The organism is Paenibacillus oleatilyticus, assembly GCF_018998565.1.
Classification (GTDB): Bacteria; Bacillota; Bacilli; order Paenibacillales; family NBRC-103111; genus Paenibacillus_G; species Paenibacillus_G oleatilyticus.
In genome coordinates this window covers 14194-30385 of record NZ_JAHNZO010000052.1, presented here as the reverse complement: position 1 = coordinate 30385, position 16192 = coordinate 14194, and the positions used below count along the sequence as shown (strand labels likewise).

Sequence of the window (16192 nt, the reverse complement as noted above, 5' to 3'; positions counted from 1 at the left end):
TAAGGTTTGGTTACCAGTGAAGATATATCTTTTAGGAGCGACTTTTGACGCAGTCAACGGAGCGAGAAAAGATATATCAGAACGCGCTTTGTTTCGATCCAGTTTTCAGGGAATAATTAGACCCTTGCGATCCAACTTGGAGATGCAAGGGTTTTTCGTATTTATACGGGATCATGTAAAAACTCGCCCTACTGTGCATAGCAGGACGAGTCGTTCTCATTTATTTTTAAATAGCCGGATGAACTGTGCTTGCGAAGAAGGAAAATGATGATCAGGCGTGGAAGCAACAGCCAGAGATGAACGAATAACAAGAAGCCGAGGAGCGATGGCGAGAGCCACGGATAGAGGCAGCCCAGCAAGACCAGGACGATCCACAGCACATGGAAATGGAGCCGGCGTACTTTGGTCATAGCGATATAGGTGTCCGTACCCGGCGCAAAACCGAACCAAGGCAGCCGATAGGACCAGTTCCAGGATTGAGGAGCATGCTTTACTTTCGTTCGAAGCAGGAGGCGGAGCAAAAGCGTTTGGACGAGCGGTATACCGATCACCCCAACAGGAACACCAATCAACCCTGTAGGTAATGATGCAAAAGAGATCGCAATAGCGGCCCAGATAAAAGCGCAAACGGTCAAAATCCAATATACTTGAAAGAAGATCGGCTTGTAATGTACCCGTTTGAGCAGCCGATAGGTATAAATGGTCGATTCTTTGGACAACGTTCGGTCTCTTGGCATAATAAGCCCCAATCCTCACTTGATGAACAAAATGAAAATTCATTACATATATCGGTAGGGTACAGGAAAATGTTGAGTTTGTCACGGGCAAACATGGATTTTCAACAAAAATATCGCGGAAAGGTTTGAGTTTTAAGAGAATTGGGCATACTGCTAGAAAAGAAGAGTAGAGGTGAATCGAACATGAGCGAAGAGCTGCAGCACGATTTCACGCCATCCTGCATCATTTGCGGCCAAACCAAAGAGAACGGTATCCTAATCATATCCGAATTCATATGCGAGGATTGCGAGAATGAAATGGTCCATACGGAAGTCAACGATGCCAAGTATCCTTTTTTCATACACCAGATGAAGCAAATTTTATATAAAAAGAATGCTTGAACGGCAAGCGTAAGGAAGCAAGCTCCGTTTTATCTCGGCCAGGGATGGAAGCGGGCTTTTTTGTTTGGTACAATACTGCTAAAATTGTTTTTTGAAATGAGGAAACAAGGTGTCACAGCATAGAGCGCCGCTGTATGAAGCATTGGCGGCACACAGGGAATCGGGCGCGCTCAGCTTTCATGTGCCCGGCCACAAGTCGGAAGCGCAAGGGTATGCCGAAGCGGAGGCAGATTACCGGCAGATCTTATTACTCGATAGGACGGAGATCGCGGGACTGGACGATCTTCACCATCCGGAAGAAGCGATTAAAGAAGCCCAGACCCTGGCTGCGGAGTGCTTTGGGGCGGATGAAACTTTTTTTCTGGTGAACGGAAGTACGGCAGGAAATTTGGCAATGATCTTGGCAACCTGCCGCCGCGGGGATCTGCTGTTGGTGCAGCGGGATGCGCATAAGTCGGTCATTCACGGACTGATGCTTGCCGGCGCGCAGGCGGTATTTATCTCACCGCTGTGGGACCCAGAGAGCGGACTGAGCATGGGCGTGGCTGCAGAGGATGTCGAGCAGGCGCTGGATCGCTATCCTGAGGCCAAGGGGCTGCTTGTGACCAATCCGAGCTATTATGGAATTACAAGCAATTTGAAGGCGTTATCCGGCCTCCTGCATGACCGAGGGAAGGTGCTGCTGGTGGATGAGGCGCATGGGGCTCATTTTGGCTTCCATCCCGATGTGCCTGCCTCGGCCTTGAACTGCGGGGCGGATGCGGTCGTGCAGTCTACTCACAAAATGTTGACGGCCATGACGATGGGCGCCATGCTGCACGTGCAGGGCCCGCGAATTCACCGCAGTGCCGTTCGAAAGGCGCTCGCCATGGTCCAAAGCTCAAGCCCTTCTTATCCGATTATGGCCAGCCTGGACCTCAGCCGGCGAATGCTGCAGGAAGATGGCAGGGAGCGGATAGACCGGGGCCTATCGGCTGTTCGGAGGGTGATAGCCCATCTGAGCGGACATAGACGGTGGGGTGCAAGAGAACTGACGGAACGCATGCTTCAGATCGGATGTCTTCAGGACCTTTTTAAGGTGGCATTGTACGACGTGTCAGGCCGTCTCGACGGCTTTGCGATAAAGGAGCGTCTGGAGCAGCAGGGCTGCTTCCCGGAGCTGGCAGATCCGACGCATGTTCTGCTTGCGTTCAGCTTGGCGAGTACCAAGGAAGCGGCACAGCGGCTTATTGAAGCGCTGGAGCGGATAGACGAAGAAACCCAGAATGAAGGCAGCGAGGCGAAGCCGGGATCATGGGAGACCGAAGCCGCGGCGCAGCGGATATCCGAGCCGGTAACGTTCGATTGGGAAGCGATTCACGAGGGAATGGAAACGAGGGTGACGGTTCCCGTAGCCGAATGCGCGGGCCGCATCGCCGCGGAGATGATCGTGCCATACCCTCCGGGCATTCCGGTCCTTTATCCGGGAGAGCGGATTACCGAACGGACGGCAGCGCATTTAAGGCGGCTGGCCGCCTTGGGGTCGCGTTTTCACGGGCATGATGTGACCGCCAGCGGTACCGTCCCGGTGCTGGAAACGCGGTAATCACCTAGCGGCACGGGCGCTTGCACGAATAGGTTTGAATAGGCGGCGGTTTGTTCGCGCGACATAAGAGAAGAAGCTCGCTATAGAGCGGAGAAACGGATTGCAACCGCTATCCGAGTCACTACAGGACAGGAGACATGCATGTGAAACGGGGCTTTTTTATAACGGTAGAGGGCGGAGAGGGCGCAGGCAAAACGTCTGCAATCGATGCGATCCTACAGCAAGTAAAAGCGCGGGGGTACGACGTGCTATCCACGCGGGAGCCGGGGGGCATTCCGATTGCCGAGCAGATTCGCTCGGTCGTTCTCGACCGGAACAATACGGCGATGGACCCGCGCACGGAAGCGCTGTTGTATGCGGCCGCGAGACGGCAGCATTTGGCGGAGAAGGTCATTCCTGCGCTGGAAGCCGGCAAGGTCGTCGTATGCGATCGTTTTATCGACAGCAGCTTGGCGTACCAAGGGTATGCGCGCGAGCTCGGGATGGACGAGGTGTTTGCCATTAACCGGTTTGCGATCGGGGATTGGATGCCGGATTTGACGGTATTCATGGACGTTCGTCCGGAGATCGGGCTGGCCCGGATTCGCGCCGATCAGGGACGGGAAGTGAACCGCCTGGATGTGGAGTCGATGACGTTTCACAACAAAGTGCGAGAAGGTTACTTGCAAATACTCCGCCGATTTCCGGAGCGTGTCGTGCGGGTGGATGCGGAGCGGGAGCTGGACAAGGTGCTCGAAGATATTGGGCAAATGCTGAACCAAAAGCTCCCCAAGCGAGTATGATATAATAGATATATTCCTTCTACACATGTTTATATATAAATGAAGGAATTTTTCAACCGTTTGTCTAATTATTAAGGTAGGAAGACGGATAACATTCCTTTGGCAAAGGAGGCTGGATGCATGAAGTTGGTTATCGCCGTTGTGCAGGATAAGGACAGCAACCGTTTGTCGAACGCCCTGATCAAAGAGGGCTTTCGCGCAACCAAGCTGGCGAGCACGGGAGGGTTCCTACGCGCCGGAAACACGACATTTATGATTGGTACGGAAGATGAGCGTGTCAACGAAGCGCTGCAAGTCATTAAAGCGAACTGCAAAATCAGAGAGCAAATGGTCACCCCGGTATCCCCGATGGGGGGAACGACGGATTCGTATATTCCTTTCCCTGTCGAAGTTCAGGTTGGCGGGGCGGCGGTATTCGTGCTTCCGGTCGAGCGGTTCGAACATTTCTAGAAACGAGGTCGAGCCGAGTGAAAATCAACCCGGGTTGGCGCCCTTTCGGCAATGAAGTCGTCCGCAGCGAAAATACGTCATCCCAGCAGCTTCAAAAAATGTCGTTCTCCGATACGATGCAGCAGCAGGAAGAAAGAGCAACCCGGGAGCAGCTTCAGCGCATCCTGCAGCAAATTGACCTGCAAGGTCAACGGCTGGCCAAGTCGATGACCGTACGCGAGCTTCGGCAGTATAAGCTGCTCGTTAAGCAGTTTCTGGAGGAGACGGCACGGCGCGGAGTTCAGCTTCGCGATACGCGGGGATGGGACCGCAGAGGCCGGACGAAACGGTACAAGCTGCTGGAGGAAATCGATGCCGAGCTGCTTGGCCTGGCGGACGAGCTGGTGGAAAGCGAACAGGGACGCATCGAGCTGCTGCAAAAAATCGGCGAAATTCGCGGAATGCTGATTAATTTATTTTTCTAAGCGAAGCAGCCGATCTGGAAAGGAAATGCAGACCGTCATGTCTTTTCAATCGATTACAGGGCAGGAGCGAGTCAAACGAATGCTGCAAAACAGCCTTCGGACCGACAAAGTTTCGCACGCGTATATATTTACGGGGGCGCCCGGGACCGGGCGGAGAGCAATGGCCCGGGCGTTCGCCCAAGCTATCTATTGCAAGGTGCTGCCGGACGATGCCTGCGGGGAATGCCTGGATTGCCGCAAGGTAGAGCATGGAAACCATCCTGATCTGCATTGGATCGTACCGGACGGCGCCTCCATCAAAATCGACCAAATTCGCGAGCTGCAAAAGCAGTTTGCTTATCGCGCCTCGGCCTCTAACATTAAAATGTATATATTGGAGGATGCCGATAAGCTGACCGTTCAGGCGGCGAATAGTCTGCTGAAATTTTTGGAGGAGCCGACCTCGCAGGTTGTGGCTGTTCTAATTACGGATAACGGACAAGCCCTGCTGCCGACGATCCGGTCACGCTCCCAATGGATTCCTTTTTTACCAATGGGACGAAGCAGTATGAAGGAGCTCCTTCTGCGAGAGGGACATTCGCCCGTACTCGTTCAAGCGGCGGTGAATTTGGCCGCAGGACCGGAGGCGGCGCGCGAGCTGATTCAAGGAAATGGGTTTGCAGAACTCCGAAATTTGGTGATACAATTAGCTAGAGAGAGTTTGTCCCGATTGCCGTCCGCGATGCTGACCGCTCAGCAGAAGCTGGCAAAGGGCGAGTTTTCCGAACAATTGCCGCGCTTCATGGATATGCTGATTTTGTGGCTCAAGGATATGGTGCAGCTCAAGCTCGGCAGCCGCGACGATTTGGTCTACACGGATCAACTGGACTGGATGCCGCAGCAAGCGTTATCTTATTCGATGGAGCACTGGATCGCCTGCCTCGAGCAGGCGGTGGAGACGCAGAAACGATTGCGGTCCCATGCCAATCCCCAGCTCGCGCTGGAACATATATTAATGCGGCTCAAGGGGGTGTAAGATTGTTCTCCGTGGTAGGTGTCCGCTTCAAGAAGGCGGGCAAGGTGTATTACTTCGATCCGAGCGATCTGCCGATTGATCAAGACAGTGCGGTCATTGTCGAAACGGCGCGCGGAGTCGAGTACGGCCGGGTAGTGATTGGCCGAAGAACGGTAGGCGAATCGGATGTTGTGCTTCCGCTGAAGAAGGTCATCCGCATTGCGGACCAGCAGGATGCACAGCTTGTTGAGGATAATAAGCAAGCGGCTAAAAATGCGTTTGCCATTTGTCAGGATAAGATTAAGGATCACCAGCTGCGCATGAAGCTGGTCGACGTTGAGTATACATTTGACCGGAACAAAATCATCTTTTATTTTACGGCCGAAGGCCGGGTTGATTTCCGGGAATTGGTCAAGGATCTGGCCAGCATTTTCCGGACGCGGATCGAGCTTCGCCAAATCGGTGTACGGGACGAAGCCAAGATGCTTGGAGGCATCGGGCCTTGCGGACGTATCCTGTGCTGCTCATCCTTTCTGGGGGATTTCGAGCCGGTTTCGATCAAGATGGCGAAGGACCAGAACTTGTCGCTCAATCCTACGAAAATTTCCGGATTGTGCGGACGGTTAATGTGCTGCCTTAAATATGAGCATGATAATTACGAAAGCGCTAAGGACGATCTTCCCCGCGTAGGCAGTGAAGTCATTACGTCGTTGGGTAACGGACGCGTGGTGTCGCTGAATGTCGGGGAGCGTACGGCGAAGGTGCAAATTTTCGATTTGAAAAAAGTGATGGATCTTCCTTTGGATGATGTAGTGGAGCAGCAGTAAAAAGCCAGTCGCTGCTTCTGCAGCTTGAGGTGAGAGAAAAGCGTGGATAAAAGGGATATATTCGTACAAATCGAGCAAATGGAAGAACAGATGGGCACGCTCTATGCCGAGCTTGGCGAAATCAAGCGGCAGATTATCGAGCTGCTGGAGGAGAACAAGCGGCTGGGTATCGAGAATCAGCAGCTGCGCAAGCTGCTGAAGAAAGATGCCGAACCAATGCTGCCTGTGCTTCAAGCAGCCGGCGCGAGCGTCCCTGTTTCGATGAAAGAACCGACCGGTGAGGGCTACGACAATTTGGCACGCATCTATCACGAAGGCTTTCACATTTGCAATGTCTATTACGGACATTTGCGTACGGAAGGCGACTGCTTGTTCTGCATGTCATTTTTGAATAAATAACGATGCGCCGTAGAGGAGAATGGCTCTTCTACGGTTTTTTTTGAAGAGTTTGGCTAGGGTACATACTAATCGGCAGAAAGAGGAATACGTTTGGAACGAGTCCCGATCTATGAGCGGGAGCGAATCGACGATTTGCTTACGCACGATTTAAAAATTATTCAGAGCGACGAAGTATTCAGCTTTTCGATGGATGCGGTGCTGATTGCGCGCTTTTGCTCGGTGCCGCCGAGAGGGCGCATCGTCGATCTGTGCTCCGGCAACGGCGTCATTCCGCTGCTGCTGACCACCCGGACGAAAGCGCATATTACGGGCGTAGAAATTCAAGCGAGACTGGCTGATATGGCCCAGCGGAACGTGCAGTTGAACGAGCTGGAGGAGCGGATCGACATTCGACACGGGGATCTACGTCAATCGCCTGCCGAGCTGGGGAACGGCGCCTTCGATTTGGTGACGGTCAATCCTCCGTATTTGCCGGTTCCCAATGGGGATCAGAATGTGAATGAGCACGTAGCTGCGGCCCGGCACGAGCTGTTCTGCACGTTGGAAGATGTGGTCCGGGTGAGCAGCCGCCTGGTGCGCAGCGGCGGCAAAGTCGCCATGGTGCATCGGCCGAGCCGCCTGGTTGATATTTGCTGCACGATGCGGCAGTACCGGCTGGAGCCGAAACGGATCCGGTTCGTTCATCCCCGGGCCGATGCCGAGGCGAATATGGTGCTCGTCGAAGCGCTTCGCGACGGAAAACCGGAGGTTCGCATGCTTCCGCCGCTGATTGTGTATAAGAATGAAACGGAATATACGGATGAGCTGATGGAGGTCTATTACGGCCGCCGTGCTGCGCTCGCCGATCCGTCCAATACTTCATTATAGAAGGAATCGATGTCCGTGAACGTTCAAAAAAGCTACGCCAACGAAAGCCGCCGTCAAGGCAGCCTTTATCTGGTAGGCACTCCGATCGGCAATCTTGAGGACATGACCTACCGTGCCGTTCGGGTGCTTGGCGAAGTGCAGTGGATTGCCGCCGAGGATACTCGGCAAACGCGCAAGTTGCTCACGCATTTTGACATTTCAACCCGGCTCGTCAGCTACCACGAGCACAACAAACAAGCCAGCGGCCCCGAGCTGGTCCGGCTCATGCAGGAAGGCGACTCCATCGCGCTGGTCAGCGATGCCGGGCTGCCTGCGATCTGCGATCCTGGCGCGGATCTGGTCCGCCTCGCCATTGAAGCGGATATCCCGGTCATCCCTATTCCCGGGGCGAACGCCGCGCTGTCCGGGCTGATCATGTCGGGGCTCCCGACCGAGCGGTTCACCTTCGTCGGCTTCCTGCCGCGCGACAAAAAGCCTCTGGAGCGGGAGCTTGCCGCCTTGAAGCGCGAGCCCGGCACCGTAATCTGCTACGAGTCCCCGCACCGCTTGGTGAAGACGCTAACGGCCATGGCCGAAACGATCGGCGAGACACGGGAAATTTGCTTAGTCCGCGAGCTGACCAAAAAATACGAGGAAGCTGTCCGCGGCACGATCCGCGAATGCTTGGACCATCTGAACGAGCACCCGCCTCAAGGCGAGTATGTGCTCATCCTCCGCGGCGTCAGCCCGGAAGAGGCCGAGGCATCCGGCGAAGCCCCGTGGTGGGCCGCTTTATCCCCTGCGGAGCATGTTGCCCGCTACGAGGCCGACGGCCTCGACCATAAGGAGGCTTTGCGCCGCGCCGCCCAAGACCGCGGCGTCCCGAAGCGCGAGCTGTACAACCTGCTTCACCAAGGAAACAAGTAGGAAATAGTTTACAACGACCGTGCCTCCTATATAATAGAAGAGACAAGATGATAGGCCTATGGCCAAATCGGGTAATAAGACTTATAGGTGTTGCGCAAATCGATGAGAAGGGAACGTAGGCGTTCTGAGAGCAATTAAGGTGTCGTGGGCACGTTATAACGAACGGTGAACGTTGTTATATGTGTTTTGCGATGCTGCTTCAGCAGCGAGCTCCCTGACGCACGAGCTGTCGAGTGCGCCCCAGCTTTGCTCGAACAAAAGCTGTCGAGGCTTGCCTCGATGCGGCCCATAGCAGGTAAGAAGAATCAAGCGCCGACGTGTGCGCATGCACCGCTTCGTAAGAGCGCCGACGTGGAGCGTGTCTTCATGCCGAGCCCGCAGGGTTCGCATGAAGACAGACGCGTTCCTCGCACTCAAGCTGCGTCGAAGAGCCTGCGGGGTCCAGGGGCTGCGGCCCCTGGGGTCCCCCTTAGGAAGGGGGATTTAGGGGGATGGAAGCCTCCGAACAAAAAAAATCCCCGATTCGGACAACCACGAATCAGGGATATAGAGGAGATATGAAAAAGGTTAGAATTACCAAAGTAAATTGTGCTATCTCTATTATAACCTATTTTTTTTATTTTGTCACAGGTATTGGCATTTCAGATAAGCATTCATGGCAAACAATTTTTCCTTTGAAGTAGGAAACGTTCTCAGCATTACCGCAGAAGATACAGGCTGGCTCATATTTCTTCAACATGATGCGCTCGCCATCAACGTAAATTTCCAAAGCGTCTTTTTCGCCAATGCCTAAAGTACGGCGCAATTCGATCGGAATAACGACCCGACCCAATTCATCTACTTTTCTAACAATACCGGTGGATTTCATCATAAAAAATTCCCCTCTCTAAGAAGTACATAATGAAGTATAGTGTTCCAAAAGATTAATCGTCATGTTTCGACATTTCTTTACACATATGATACCAACCATTCCCAAAATAGTCAACCAAAAAATATGAGTTTTCCTTGTTATTTTATGGTATACGAGGTGGGTTATGCAAAATTCAGTCAAAACAAACGTTCAAAAACGAGAAAATCGTTGTTTTTTATAATACACATCGTACTAAGAAAGGGTCTGTCACCAGAAGATTGAAGTATATATAAAAAAAGAAAACACAAGAATGGAAGCTTGAATTCGACATATTTCGACAAATTTTATGTTCTTTTTACGAGAGTATTGTCGATAAATAGCCGAGCCGATAGGAGGATGTTCATGACCACTCCCCTTCAAGAAGAGAAAGTATTCAAGGATCCCGTGCACAAGTACATCTACGTACAAGACCAAACGATTTGGGACCTGATCAACACCAAGGAGTTTCAACGCCTTAGACGAATTCGCCAGCTCGGCACCTGCTTTTTGACGTTTCACGGCGCTGAGCACAGCCGGTTTTCCCACTCGCTCGGGGTCTACGAGGTGACCCGCAAAATCATCTCGCAGTTCGAGCGCAACAAGTACGAGGACTGGCCGCGAGAGGAGCGGCTTCTGTGCCTGTGCGCTTCGCTGCTGCACGATGTCGGACACGGCCCGTTCTCTCATTCGATCGAGAAGACGTTCGGGACGCACCACGAGGAATGGTCATGCCGCATCGTTCTCGGAGACACGGAAGTGAACCGGGTACTGCGCCGCGTGTCGCCTACGTTTCCACAGCAGGTGGCCGGCGTGATCGCTAAAACGTACAATCAGGAAATCGTCGTCAGCCTCGTATCGAGCCAGCTCGATGCCGATCGGATGGATTACCTGCTGCGGGACGCCTATTTCACCGGCGTGAATTACGGCACATTCGATCTGGAACGCATCCTGCGCGTCATGCGCCCGTATCAGGGTCATATTGTTGTGAAGGAAAGCGGCATGCATGCGGTGGAGGATTACTTGATGTCCCGGTACCAAATGTATTGGCAGGTCTACTTTCATCCGGTGACCCGCAGCGCCGAAGTGTTGCTTCACAACATTTTTCAAAGAGCGAAGCACCTTCATGAGGAAGGCTTTGCCTTCCGCTTCTTATTACATCCGCTCCCGAACCTGTTCCGGCAAAAAATGACGGTACACGACCATTTTTTAATGGACGAGGCGTTCATGCAGACGGTCCTGATGCAATGGTCCTTTGAAGAGGACCCGGTGCTTTCCGACCTATGTATCCGGTTCCTGCAGCGGCGGCTGTTGAAGTATGTGACGCTCGAGAAAATCGATGCCCGGCAGATCGAGGGGCTGCGGGACCAAATGCGCAGCTTCGGCATCGATCCGGACTACTACCTCGACATCGATTTTCCTTCCGATCTATCGTATGATGTGTACAGGCCCGGCGAACAGGATGAGAAGCTGCCAATTCTGCTGCTTGACTCACGGGATACCCTGACGGAAATATCGCGGAAGTCGGAAATTGTCCGCTCCATCAGCGGCATTCATATGGGAAAATACCATTTGTATTACCCACGGGAGCTGCTTTTGAACCATGCCGACAAATTGGATAAAAATCTTCGAAAACTGCTCGATCTTTAACTGTCATCACCTGCTCTTACAACCAGACTATATTATAAGGAGAAAAAGATGATAATCGATACACACGCTCACTTGAATGCGCCGCAGTTCGATGAAGATCGACAGGAGGTCATCGAGCGCGCACGCGAAAGCGGAATCGGTCGAATCATTAATGTCGGTTTTAACCGGGAGACGATCCCGAGCTCCATCGCTTTGGCGGAACAGTACGATTTTATTTATTCGACCGTAGGCTGGCATCCGACCGATGCAAAGGATATGACGCCGGAGGATCTCGAATGGATCGAATCGCTGTGCGGACACGAGAAAGTTGTCGCCATTGGGGAAATCGGCCTGGATTATTACTGGGATACATCTCCCAAAGACGTGCAGGACCGCGTATTTCGCCAGCAAATTCAGCTTGCGAGGAAGGTCGGACTGCCGATCGTCATCCATAACCGCGATGCGCATCATGACGTCGTGCAGACGCTTCGCGAAGAGAAAGCGGCGGAGGTCGGAGGGGTCATGCATTGTTACTCGGGCAGTTGGGAGACGGCGAAGATGTGCCTTGACATGAACTTCTATATTTCGTTCGGCGGTCCCGTCACGTTCAAGAATGCGAAGCAGCCGAAGGAAGTGCTCGAGAAGGTGCCGCTCGACCGGCTATTGATCGAAACCGACGCGCCTTATCTGGCTCCTCACCCGTATCGGGGCAAACGAAACGAGTCTTCGTATGTACGCCTGGTCGCCGAGACAGCCGCCGAAATTAAAAGGATATCCTTGGAAGAATTGCGTGAAATCACCACAGCGAATGCCATCCGGCTTTTTGGCTTAGCGTGAATAAATACACAGATTCGGACGAGTGGATTTTCTTCCGAATCGAGATAATCGAAGAAAAATATATAAAAACATACGACTTGTGAAGAGAAAGATGGTTTTTGAGATCGAATTGGCTTCAATTGGCTGGAATTGATCCAAAACCATCCTTTTTTTCGAAGTTTGTATACTTTACAAGTTTGGTGCTCCCATCGTAAACTCAATAATAACTTCATAACGATTACCAAAATCCAACATCGCTGAGTTTCCGAAAGGGAAACGGGGGAACCGCATCGCGGCAGTTAAGGCGCAGCTTTGACCGTTGTGGTGTTTTTTTAGGGGTGAATCCTCATCATGCATGGAAACATGCACTGGGGTAGGGCGACTCTCAAGTCCGAATCCGTCAGCTAACCTCGTAAGCGTTCAGAGAGAGGTAACGATTGTCGTGAGCTTTTATTTCATTTTGGCCAAAATGAAAAAGTCACGGGAAGGTTCCTCTTCTCCGCTGACTTTTTTTGTGTTCTCCCGTTCATTTGGGATAATAACCGGAGCCGGTTTAACCAACACAGATTGAAGGAGGTGGCCGCCGCAGGCAAGTAAGTTCTGATGGCAGCAGATAAAATTGTTGGAATGGCAATCAAACCATTTTACCATAGTCGCGTCAGATTAAATCATGCATAACACTCGGATGGCGGGGCTTTAAGGAGGACCGAACAAGTGGGCGCTGTGAACCATGAGCAACCCCATGTAAGACGATCATCCAGCATGTCCTTCGCATTGCGATGGAAGCATGAAAACTTGCGTATGATATCGATTATTGCCCTCATTTCATTCGCTATGACTTTCATGTTCTTACTGATGTATCACGGTACGGCCACCAAGCGCGTATCAGTCGTTGTAGACGGACAAGAACGTACGTTCCAGACCCGGCAAGGGGTTCTACAGCGCATACTGGATGAGCAAGGCATCGCTGTAGGAGAATACGACCGGGTGTCGCATTCCCTTCATGCTTCGGTAAAGTCTGGAGATCGCATTACGATCGACAAGGCAAAGCCGGTGCAGTTGACAGCAGATGGAGAGACGAAGACCGTTTATACGACAGGGAAAACGGTGGAGACCGCATTGGCGGATCTGAAAATCACGCTCGGCGAGCTCGATAAGGTTACCCCCGCTTTGACGACGGAAGTCGCGGACAACGCGCCGATCAAAGTGGTTCGCGTGAAGAAAGAAACGGAAGAAGTAAAAGAACCAATCCCGTTCGAGACGGTGAAGAAGAACGAGCCGCAGCTGCTCAAAGGCAAGGAACAGGTTGTTCAAGAAGGGCAAGAGGGAGTTTTGCTCAAGAAAAAGGAAAAGCTGTTTGAGGACGGGGCACTCGTCGCCGAGAATGTCGTCGATCAACAGGTGCAAGCGCAAAGCGTTAAGAAAATCGTAGCCGTCGGAACGAAAAATCCGGTCACTATTTTATCCGCTTCTTCGCCGAACGTGGACGAATTGACCAAAAACGGGGTTAAGTTCGCATACAAGCAAGTGATTAACAATGTGAAGCTTACAGCGTACTCGGCCGATGCCGACTCGACAGGAAAGAGCAGCGAGCACCCGCAGTACGGGGTAACTTCTTCAGGCACGAAAGTAATGGAAGGTCGCACAATTGCCGTAGACCCCAAAGTGATCCCGATGGGCTGGTGGGTATATATCGAAGGAATCGGCTTCCGCCGTGCGGAAGACACCGGCAGCGCGGTGAAAGGGAATGTGATCGACGTGTATTTCGACAGCAGCGACTACGCCAACCGCTTCGGTTCGAAGAAGGGCTACACGGTGTATGTCATCGGGCCGAAAAAACCGTCGGTCGATTAAGGATGCGCAATTAGGGCAGACTCATCATATATAGAACGGAAAAAGAAGAGGTACGGCGATGTCCCTCTTCTTTTTCTCTTGTTTACGAAAGAAGGTACGGCAAAGAGAACATGATTAAGGAAATCATCGTTGTGGAAGGAAAAGACGATACCGTCGCCATTAAACGGGCGGTGGAAGCGGAAACGATCGAGACGGGCGGCTCCGCGATTAACAAAGACGTATTGAAGCGGATTCGGCTTGCCCAGGAGCGGCGCGGCGTCATCGTATTCACGGACCCGGACCATGCAGGCGAGCGGATCCGTAAAATCATCGCCAAGGAAGTACCGGGCTGCAAGCATGCCTTCCTGACGCAAGAAGCCGCAACGAGCCGCGGAGATATCGGCGTCGAGAACGCCTCCGTCGAAGCGATTCGCGAGGCGCTGGCGAACGTAAGGACGGATGGGAAGAGGGGCGAATCCGCCATCGCTTGGGAAGACCTGATCGAAGCGGGACTCATCGTCCATCCGGAAGCGGCTACCAGACGGCTCGAAATGGGGAAGCGGCTTGGGATCGGGTACTGCAACGGCAAACAGTTTTATAACCGCTGCCGGATGTTTCAAATTTCGCGCGAAGAGTTCGAGGCGGCCCGGCGGCATTTGGATAAAGAAGAGGGTGCAAGCTCATGACGACGGAACATCGCGGACAACGGTCCGGACAAGCTGCCGAGGATATCGCTTCGCCGAAGCGGACCAAGGAGCTAATGCAGAAGTACGGCTTCACGCTCAAAAAAAGCCTGGGGCAAAACTTTTTGATCGATCAAAACATTCTAACCAAAATCGTCTCCGCCGCCGAGCTTGATTCAGGCAAAGGGGCCTTGGAAATCGGACCGGGAATCGGCGCGCTCACCCAACAGCTGGCCAAGACGGCCGGACGGGTCGTAGCGGTCGAAATCGACCAGCGGCTTCTGCCGATGCTGGAAGAAACGCTTGAGCCCTATCCCCACGTTTCCGTTGTCCACGGGGATGTACTGAAGACCGATCTTCGCGAGCTGTTCGAGACTCATTTTCGCGACGTCTCGAAGGTCAGCGTCGTGGCAAACCTGCCGTACTACGTGACGACTCCCATCGTAATGAAGCTGCTGGAAGAAAAGCTTCCGCTGGAGCATATCGTCGTGATGATCCAGAAGGAGGTAGCCGACCGGATGGCGGCGAAGCCCGGAGGCAAAGATTACGGGAGCTTGAGCATCGCCGTACAGTATTATTGCGAGCCGGAAGTCGTCACCATTGTGCCTCATACCGTGTTTATCCCGCAGCCGAACGTCGACTCCGCCGTAATTAAGCTGAAGGTACGCGAGCGGCCGCCGGTGGAAGTGGAGGACGAAAGCTTTTTCTTCGATGTCGTTCAAGCCAGCTTCGTGCAGCGCCGCAAGACGATTTATAACAACCTGGCTTCTAGGTATTTTACGAAAGAGACGAAAGGACAGCTGGAGGGAATTCTCCGAAATGCCGGCATCGAGCCGTCGCGCCGCGGGGAAACGCTGTCGATTGAGGAATATAGCGTGCTGAGCCGACATCTGGCCGCCGCGTTGAAGGGGAATGGATAGCCGGCCCGGACGGTAGCGGGCGGTTGTCCGTGCACCATTTGCCCATATCCGCCATACGATAGTCGAGGAGGCGATGCAGCCATGAAGCAGGGAGACCTGGTCACTCGGAAGTCGTATGGCGGTGACGTTATATTCAAAATTCATGAATTCCGGCAGCAGCAGGCCATATTACGCGGGGTGGAACTTCGCCTGCTGGCGGATGCCCCATTCCGGGATTTGCAGATGGCCCCGCAGATCGATCCCCTTGAAAAGATGGGGGCGATGCGTCCCAAATGGCTGGAAGCAATGAGACGATCGGGAGCCGGAGCAGCTCCGCAGGAGCAATCGGACGGATGGCAAAGCGCGGAGCCTGCGGACCCTCCCAAGCCCCGCCCGGCTTATTTTGAACTGCCTGGCAAAGTACTGCATTTGGACGGCGACCCGAACTATTTGCGCAAATGCATGGTTCTTTATAATGAGCTCCGCGTTCCGGCGGACGGCTACTATGTGGCGGAGGCGAATATGGCCGATGCGCTGTACCGCCTGCTTCCCCAGCTGCAGCCGGATATTGTCGTGATTACGGGTCACGACGGCCTTCTGAAGCAGCGCGGACGAACCTATGGAGATATTACCCAGCTCACCAGCTACAAAAACTCGCATAATTTCGTCAATGCCGTTCGCGTGGCCCGTCAGTTCGAAAAAAACCGCGATACCCTGACGATCGTCGCAGGGGCGTGCCAGTCGCATTTTGAGGCGCTGATGCAGGCCGGAGCCAATTATGCCAGTTCGCCGGCCCGCGTGTTGATTCACGCGCTCGATCCCTTGTGCATTGCGGCCAAGGTAGCTTTTACCCCCATTAAGGATACGGTGAATATCGTTGATGTCATCGGGCTGACCCATAGCGGATTGGAAGGGCTGGGCGGTATCGAGTCCCGCGGGAGCTATCGCCGGGGCGTTCCCCGAATTGAATATGCGATTCATAAATAAGCGCCGAAAGGTGCTTTTTATTTTGCCTCGCGCACCAACTTTTTACAATATTGTGAACGGAGTACCC

The 16192-nt window shown here is 53.1% G+C and carries 18 protein-coding genes and 1 riboswitch; of the genes, 16 read left to right on the top strand and 2 right to left on the bottom strand.

The window, feature by feature from the left end; all coding sequences use genetic code 11:
• Window positions 1–188: 188 nt before the first annotated feature.
• The gene (locus KQX66_RS35590; protein WP_216798265.1) at window positions 189–719 is read right to left on the bottom strand and encodes a hypothetical protein; all 531 of its coding nucleotides are present in this window, start codon (window positions 717–719) and stop codon (window positions 189–191) included.
• A 201-nt stretch (window positions 720–920) separates the two neighbouring features.
• On the opposite strand from KQX66_RS35590, the gene KQX66_RS35585 reads away from it, so the two are divergent.
• The 10 genes from KQX66_RS35585 to rsmI all read left to right on the top strand — a co-directional run bounded on the left by KQX66_RS35585 (window position 921) and on the right by rsmI (window position 8392).
• Window positions 921–1118, top strand: a complete 198-nt coding sequence (locus tag KQX66_RS35585) for a sigma factor G inhibitor Gin (protein WP_010501655.1) — start codon at window positions 921–923, stop codon at window positions 1116–1118.
• Window positions 1119–1227: 109 nt separating this feature from the next.
• Complete coding sequence (locus KQX66_RS35580) at window positions 1228–2703, top strand: aminotransferase class I/II-fold pyridoxal phosphate-dependent enzyme (RefSeq protein ID WP_216798264.1); 1476 nt, start codon at window positions 1228–1230, stop codon at window positions 2701–2703.
• A gap of 137 nt (window positions 2704–2840) precedes the next feature.
• Complete coding sequence (tmk, locus tag KQX66_RS35575; RefSeq protein WP_216798263.1) at window positions 2841–3485, top strand: dTMP kinase; 645 nt, start codon at window positions 2841–2843, stop codon at window positions 3483–3485.
• 120 nt (window positions 3486–3605) lie between these two features.
• The gene (gene darA / locus KQX66_RS35570) at window positions 3606–3935 is read left to right on the top strand and encodes a cyclic di-AMP receptor DarA (RefSeq protein ID WP_010501661.1); all 330 of its coding nucleotides are present in this window, start codon (window positions 3606–3608) and stop codon (window positions 3933–3935) included.
• A gap of 17 nt (window positions 3936–3952) precedes the next feature.
• Window positions 3953–4399, top strand: coding sequence for a YaaR family protein (locus tag KQX66_RS35565; RefSeq protein ID WP_010501663.1), 447 nt, complete (start codon window positions 3953–3955; stop codon window positions 4397–4399).
• Between the two features lie 37 nt (window positions 4400–4436).
• On the top strand, window positions 4437–5414 hold the full coding sequence (gene holB, locus KQX66_RS35560; protein WP_216798262.1) for a DNA polymerase III subunit delta': 978 nt from the start codon (window positions 4437–4439) through the stop codon (window positions 5412–5414).
• 2 nt (window positions 5415–5416) lie between these two features.
• Window positions 5417–6220, top strand: a complete 804-nt coding sequence (locus KQX66_RS35555; protein ID WP_216798261.1) for a PSP1 domain-containing protein — start codon at window positions 5417–5419, stop codon at window positions 6218–6220.
• Window positions 6221–6262: 42 nt separating this feature from the next.
• Window positions 6263–6619, top strand: a complete 357-nt coding sequence (yabA, locus tag KQX66_RS35550) for a DNA replication initiation control protein YabA (protein WP_216798260.1) — start codon at window positions 6263–6265, stop codon at window positions 6617–6619.
• A 90-nt stretch (window positions 6620–6709) separates the two neighbouring features.
• Window positions 6710–7486, top strand: coding sequence for a tRNA1(Val) (adenine(37)-N6)-methyltransferase (locus tag KQX66_RS35545; protein WP_216798259.1), 777 nt, complete (start codon window positions 6710–6712; stop codon window positions 7484–7486).
• A gap of 9 nt (window positions 7487–7495) precedes the next feature.
• Window positions 7496–8392: a 16S rRNA (cytidine(1402)-2'-O)-methyltransferase gene (gene rsmI / locus KQX66_RS35540; protein WP_216798258.1), complete on the top strand. Its 897-nt coding sequence runs from the start codon at window positions 7496–7498 to the stop codon at window positions 8390–8392.
• A gap of 616 nt (window positions 8393–9008) precedes the next feature.
• On the opposite strand, the gene KQX66_RS35535 is transcribed toward rsmI, so the two are convergent.
• On the bottom strand, window positions 9009–9263 hold the full coding sequence (locus tag KQX66_RS35535; RefSeq protein ID WP_010501678.1) for an AbrB/MazE/SpoVT family DNA-binding domain-containing protein: 255 nt from the start codon (window positions 9261–9263) through the stop codon (window positions 9009–9011).
• Between the two features lie 381 nt (window positions 9264–9644).
• Here KQX66_RS35535 and KQX66_RS35530 point away from each other — a divergent pair, with 381 nt between their 5' ends.
• The 6 genes from KQX66_RS35530 to yabG all read left to right on the top strand — a co-directional run bounded on the left by KQX66_RS35530 (window position 9645) and on the right by yabG (window position 16125).
• Window positions 9645–10928: an HD domain-containing protein gene (locus KQX66_RS35530; RefSeq protein WP_216798257.1), complete on the top strand. Its 1284-nt coding sequence runs from the start codon at window positions 9645–9647 to the stop codon at window positions 10926–10928.
• Window positions 10929–10976: 48 nt separating this feature from the next.
• Window positions 10977–11744: a TatD family hydrolase gene (locus KQX66_RS35525; RefSeq protein WP_216798256.1), complete on the top strand. Its 768-nt coding sequence runs from the start codon at window positions 10977–10979 to the stop codon at window positions 11742–11744.
• A 224-nt stretch (window positions 11745–11968) separates the two neighbouring features.
• A riboswitch (cyclic di-AMP (ydaO/yuaA leader) is annotated at window positions 11969–12158 on the top strand.
• Between the two features lie 327 nt (window positions 12159–12485).
• Window positions 12486–13577: a resuscitation-promoting factor gene (locus KQX66_RS35520; RefSeq protein ID WP_216798255.1), complete on the top strand. Its 1092-nt coding sequence runs from the start codon at window positions 12486–12488 to the stop codon at window positions 13575–13577.
• A 110-nt stretch (window positions 13578–13687) separates the two neighbouring features.
• The gene (rnmV, locus tag KQX66_RS35515) at window positions 13688–14242 is read left to right on the top strand and encodes a ribonuclease M5 (RefSeq protein ID WP_216798254.1); all 555 of its coding nucleotides are present in this window, start codon (window positions 13688–13690) and stop codon (window positions 14240–14242) included.
• Complete coding sequence (gene rsmA, locus KQX66_RS35510) at window positions 14239–15159, top strand: 16S rRNA (adenine(1518)-N(6)/adenine(1519)-N(6))-dimethyltransferase RsmA (RefSeq protein WP_216798253.1); 921 nt, start codon at window positions 14239–14241, stop codon at window positions 15157–15159. Before rnmV ends, rsmA begins: the two co-directional genes overlap by 4 nt.
• A gap of 81 nt (window positions 15160–15240) precedes the next feature.
• A complete protein-coding gene (gene yabG, locus KQX66_RS35505; RefSeq protein ID WP_216798252.1) occupies window positions 15241–16125 on the top strand; it encodes a sporulation peptidase YabG in 885 nt (294 codons plus the stop codon).
• The last annotated feature ends 67 nt before the right edge of the window (window positions 16126–16192 follow it).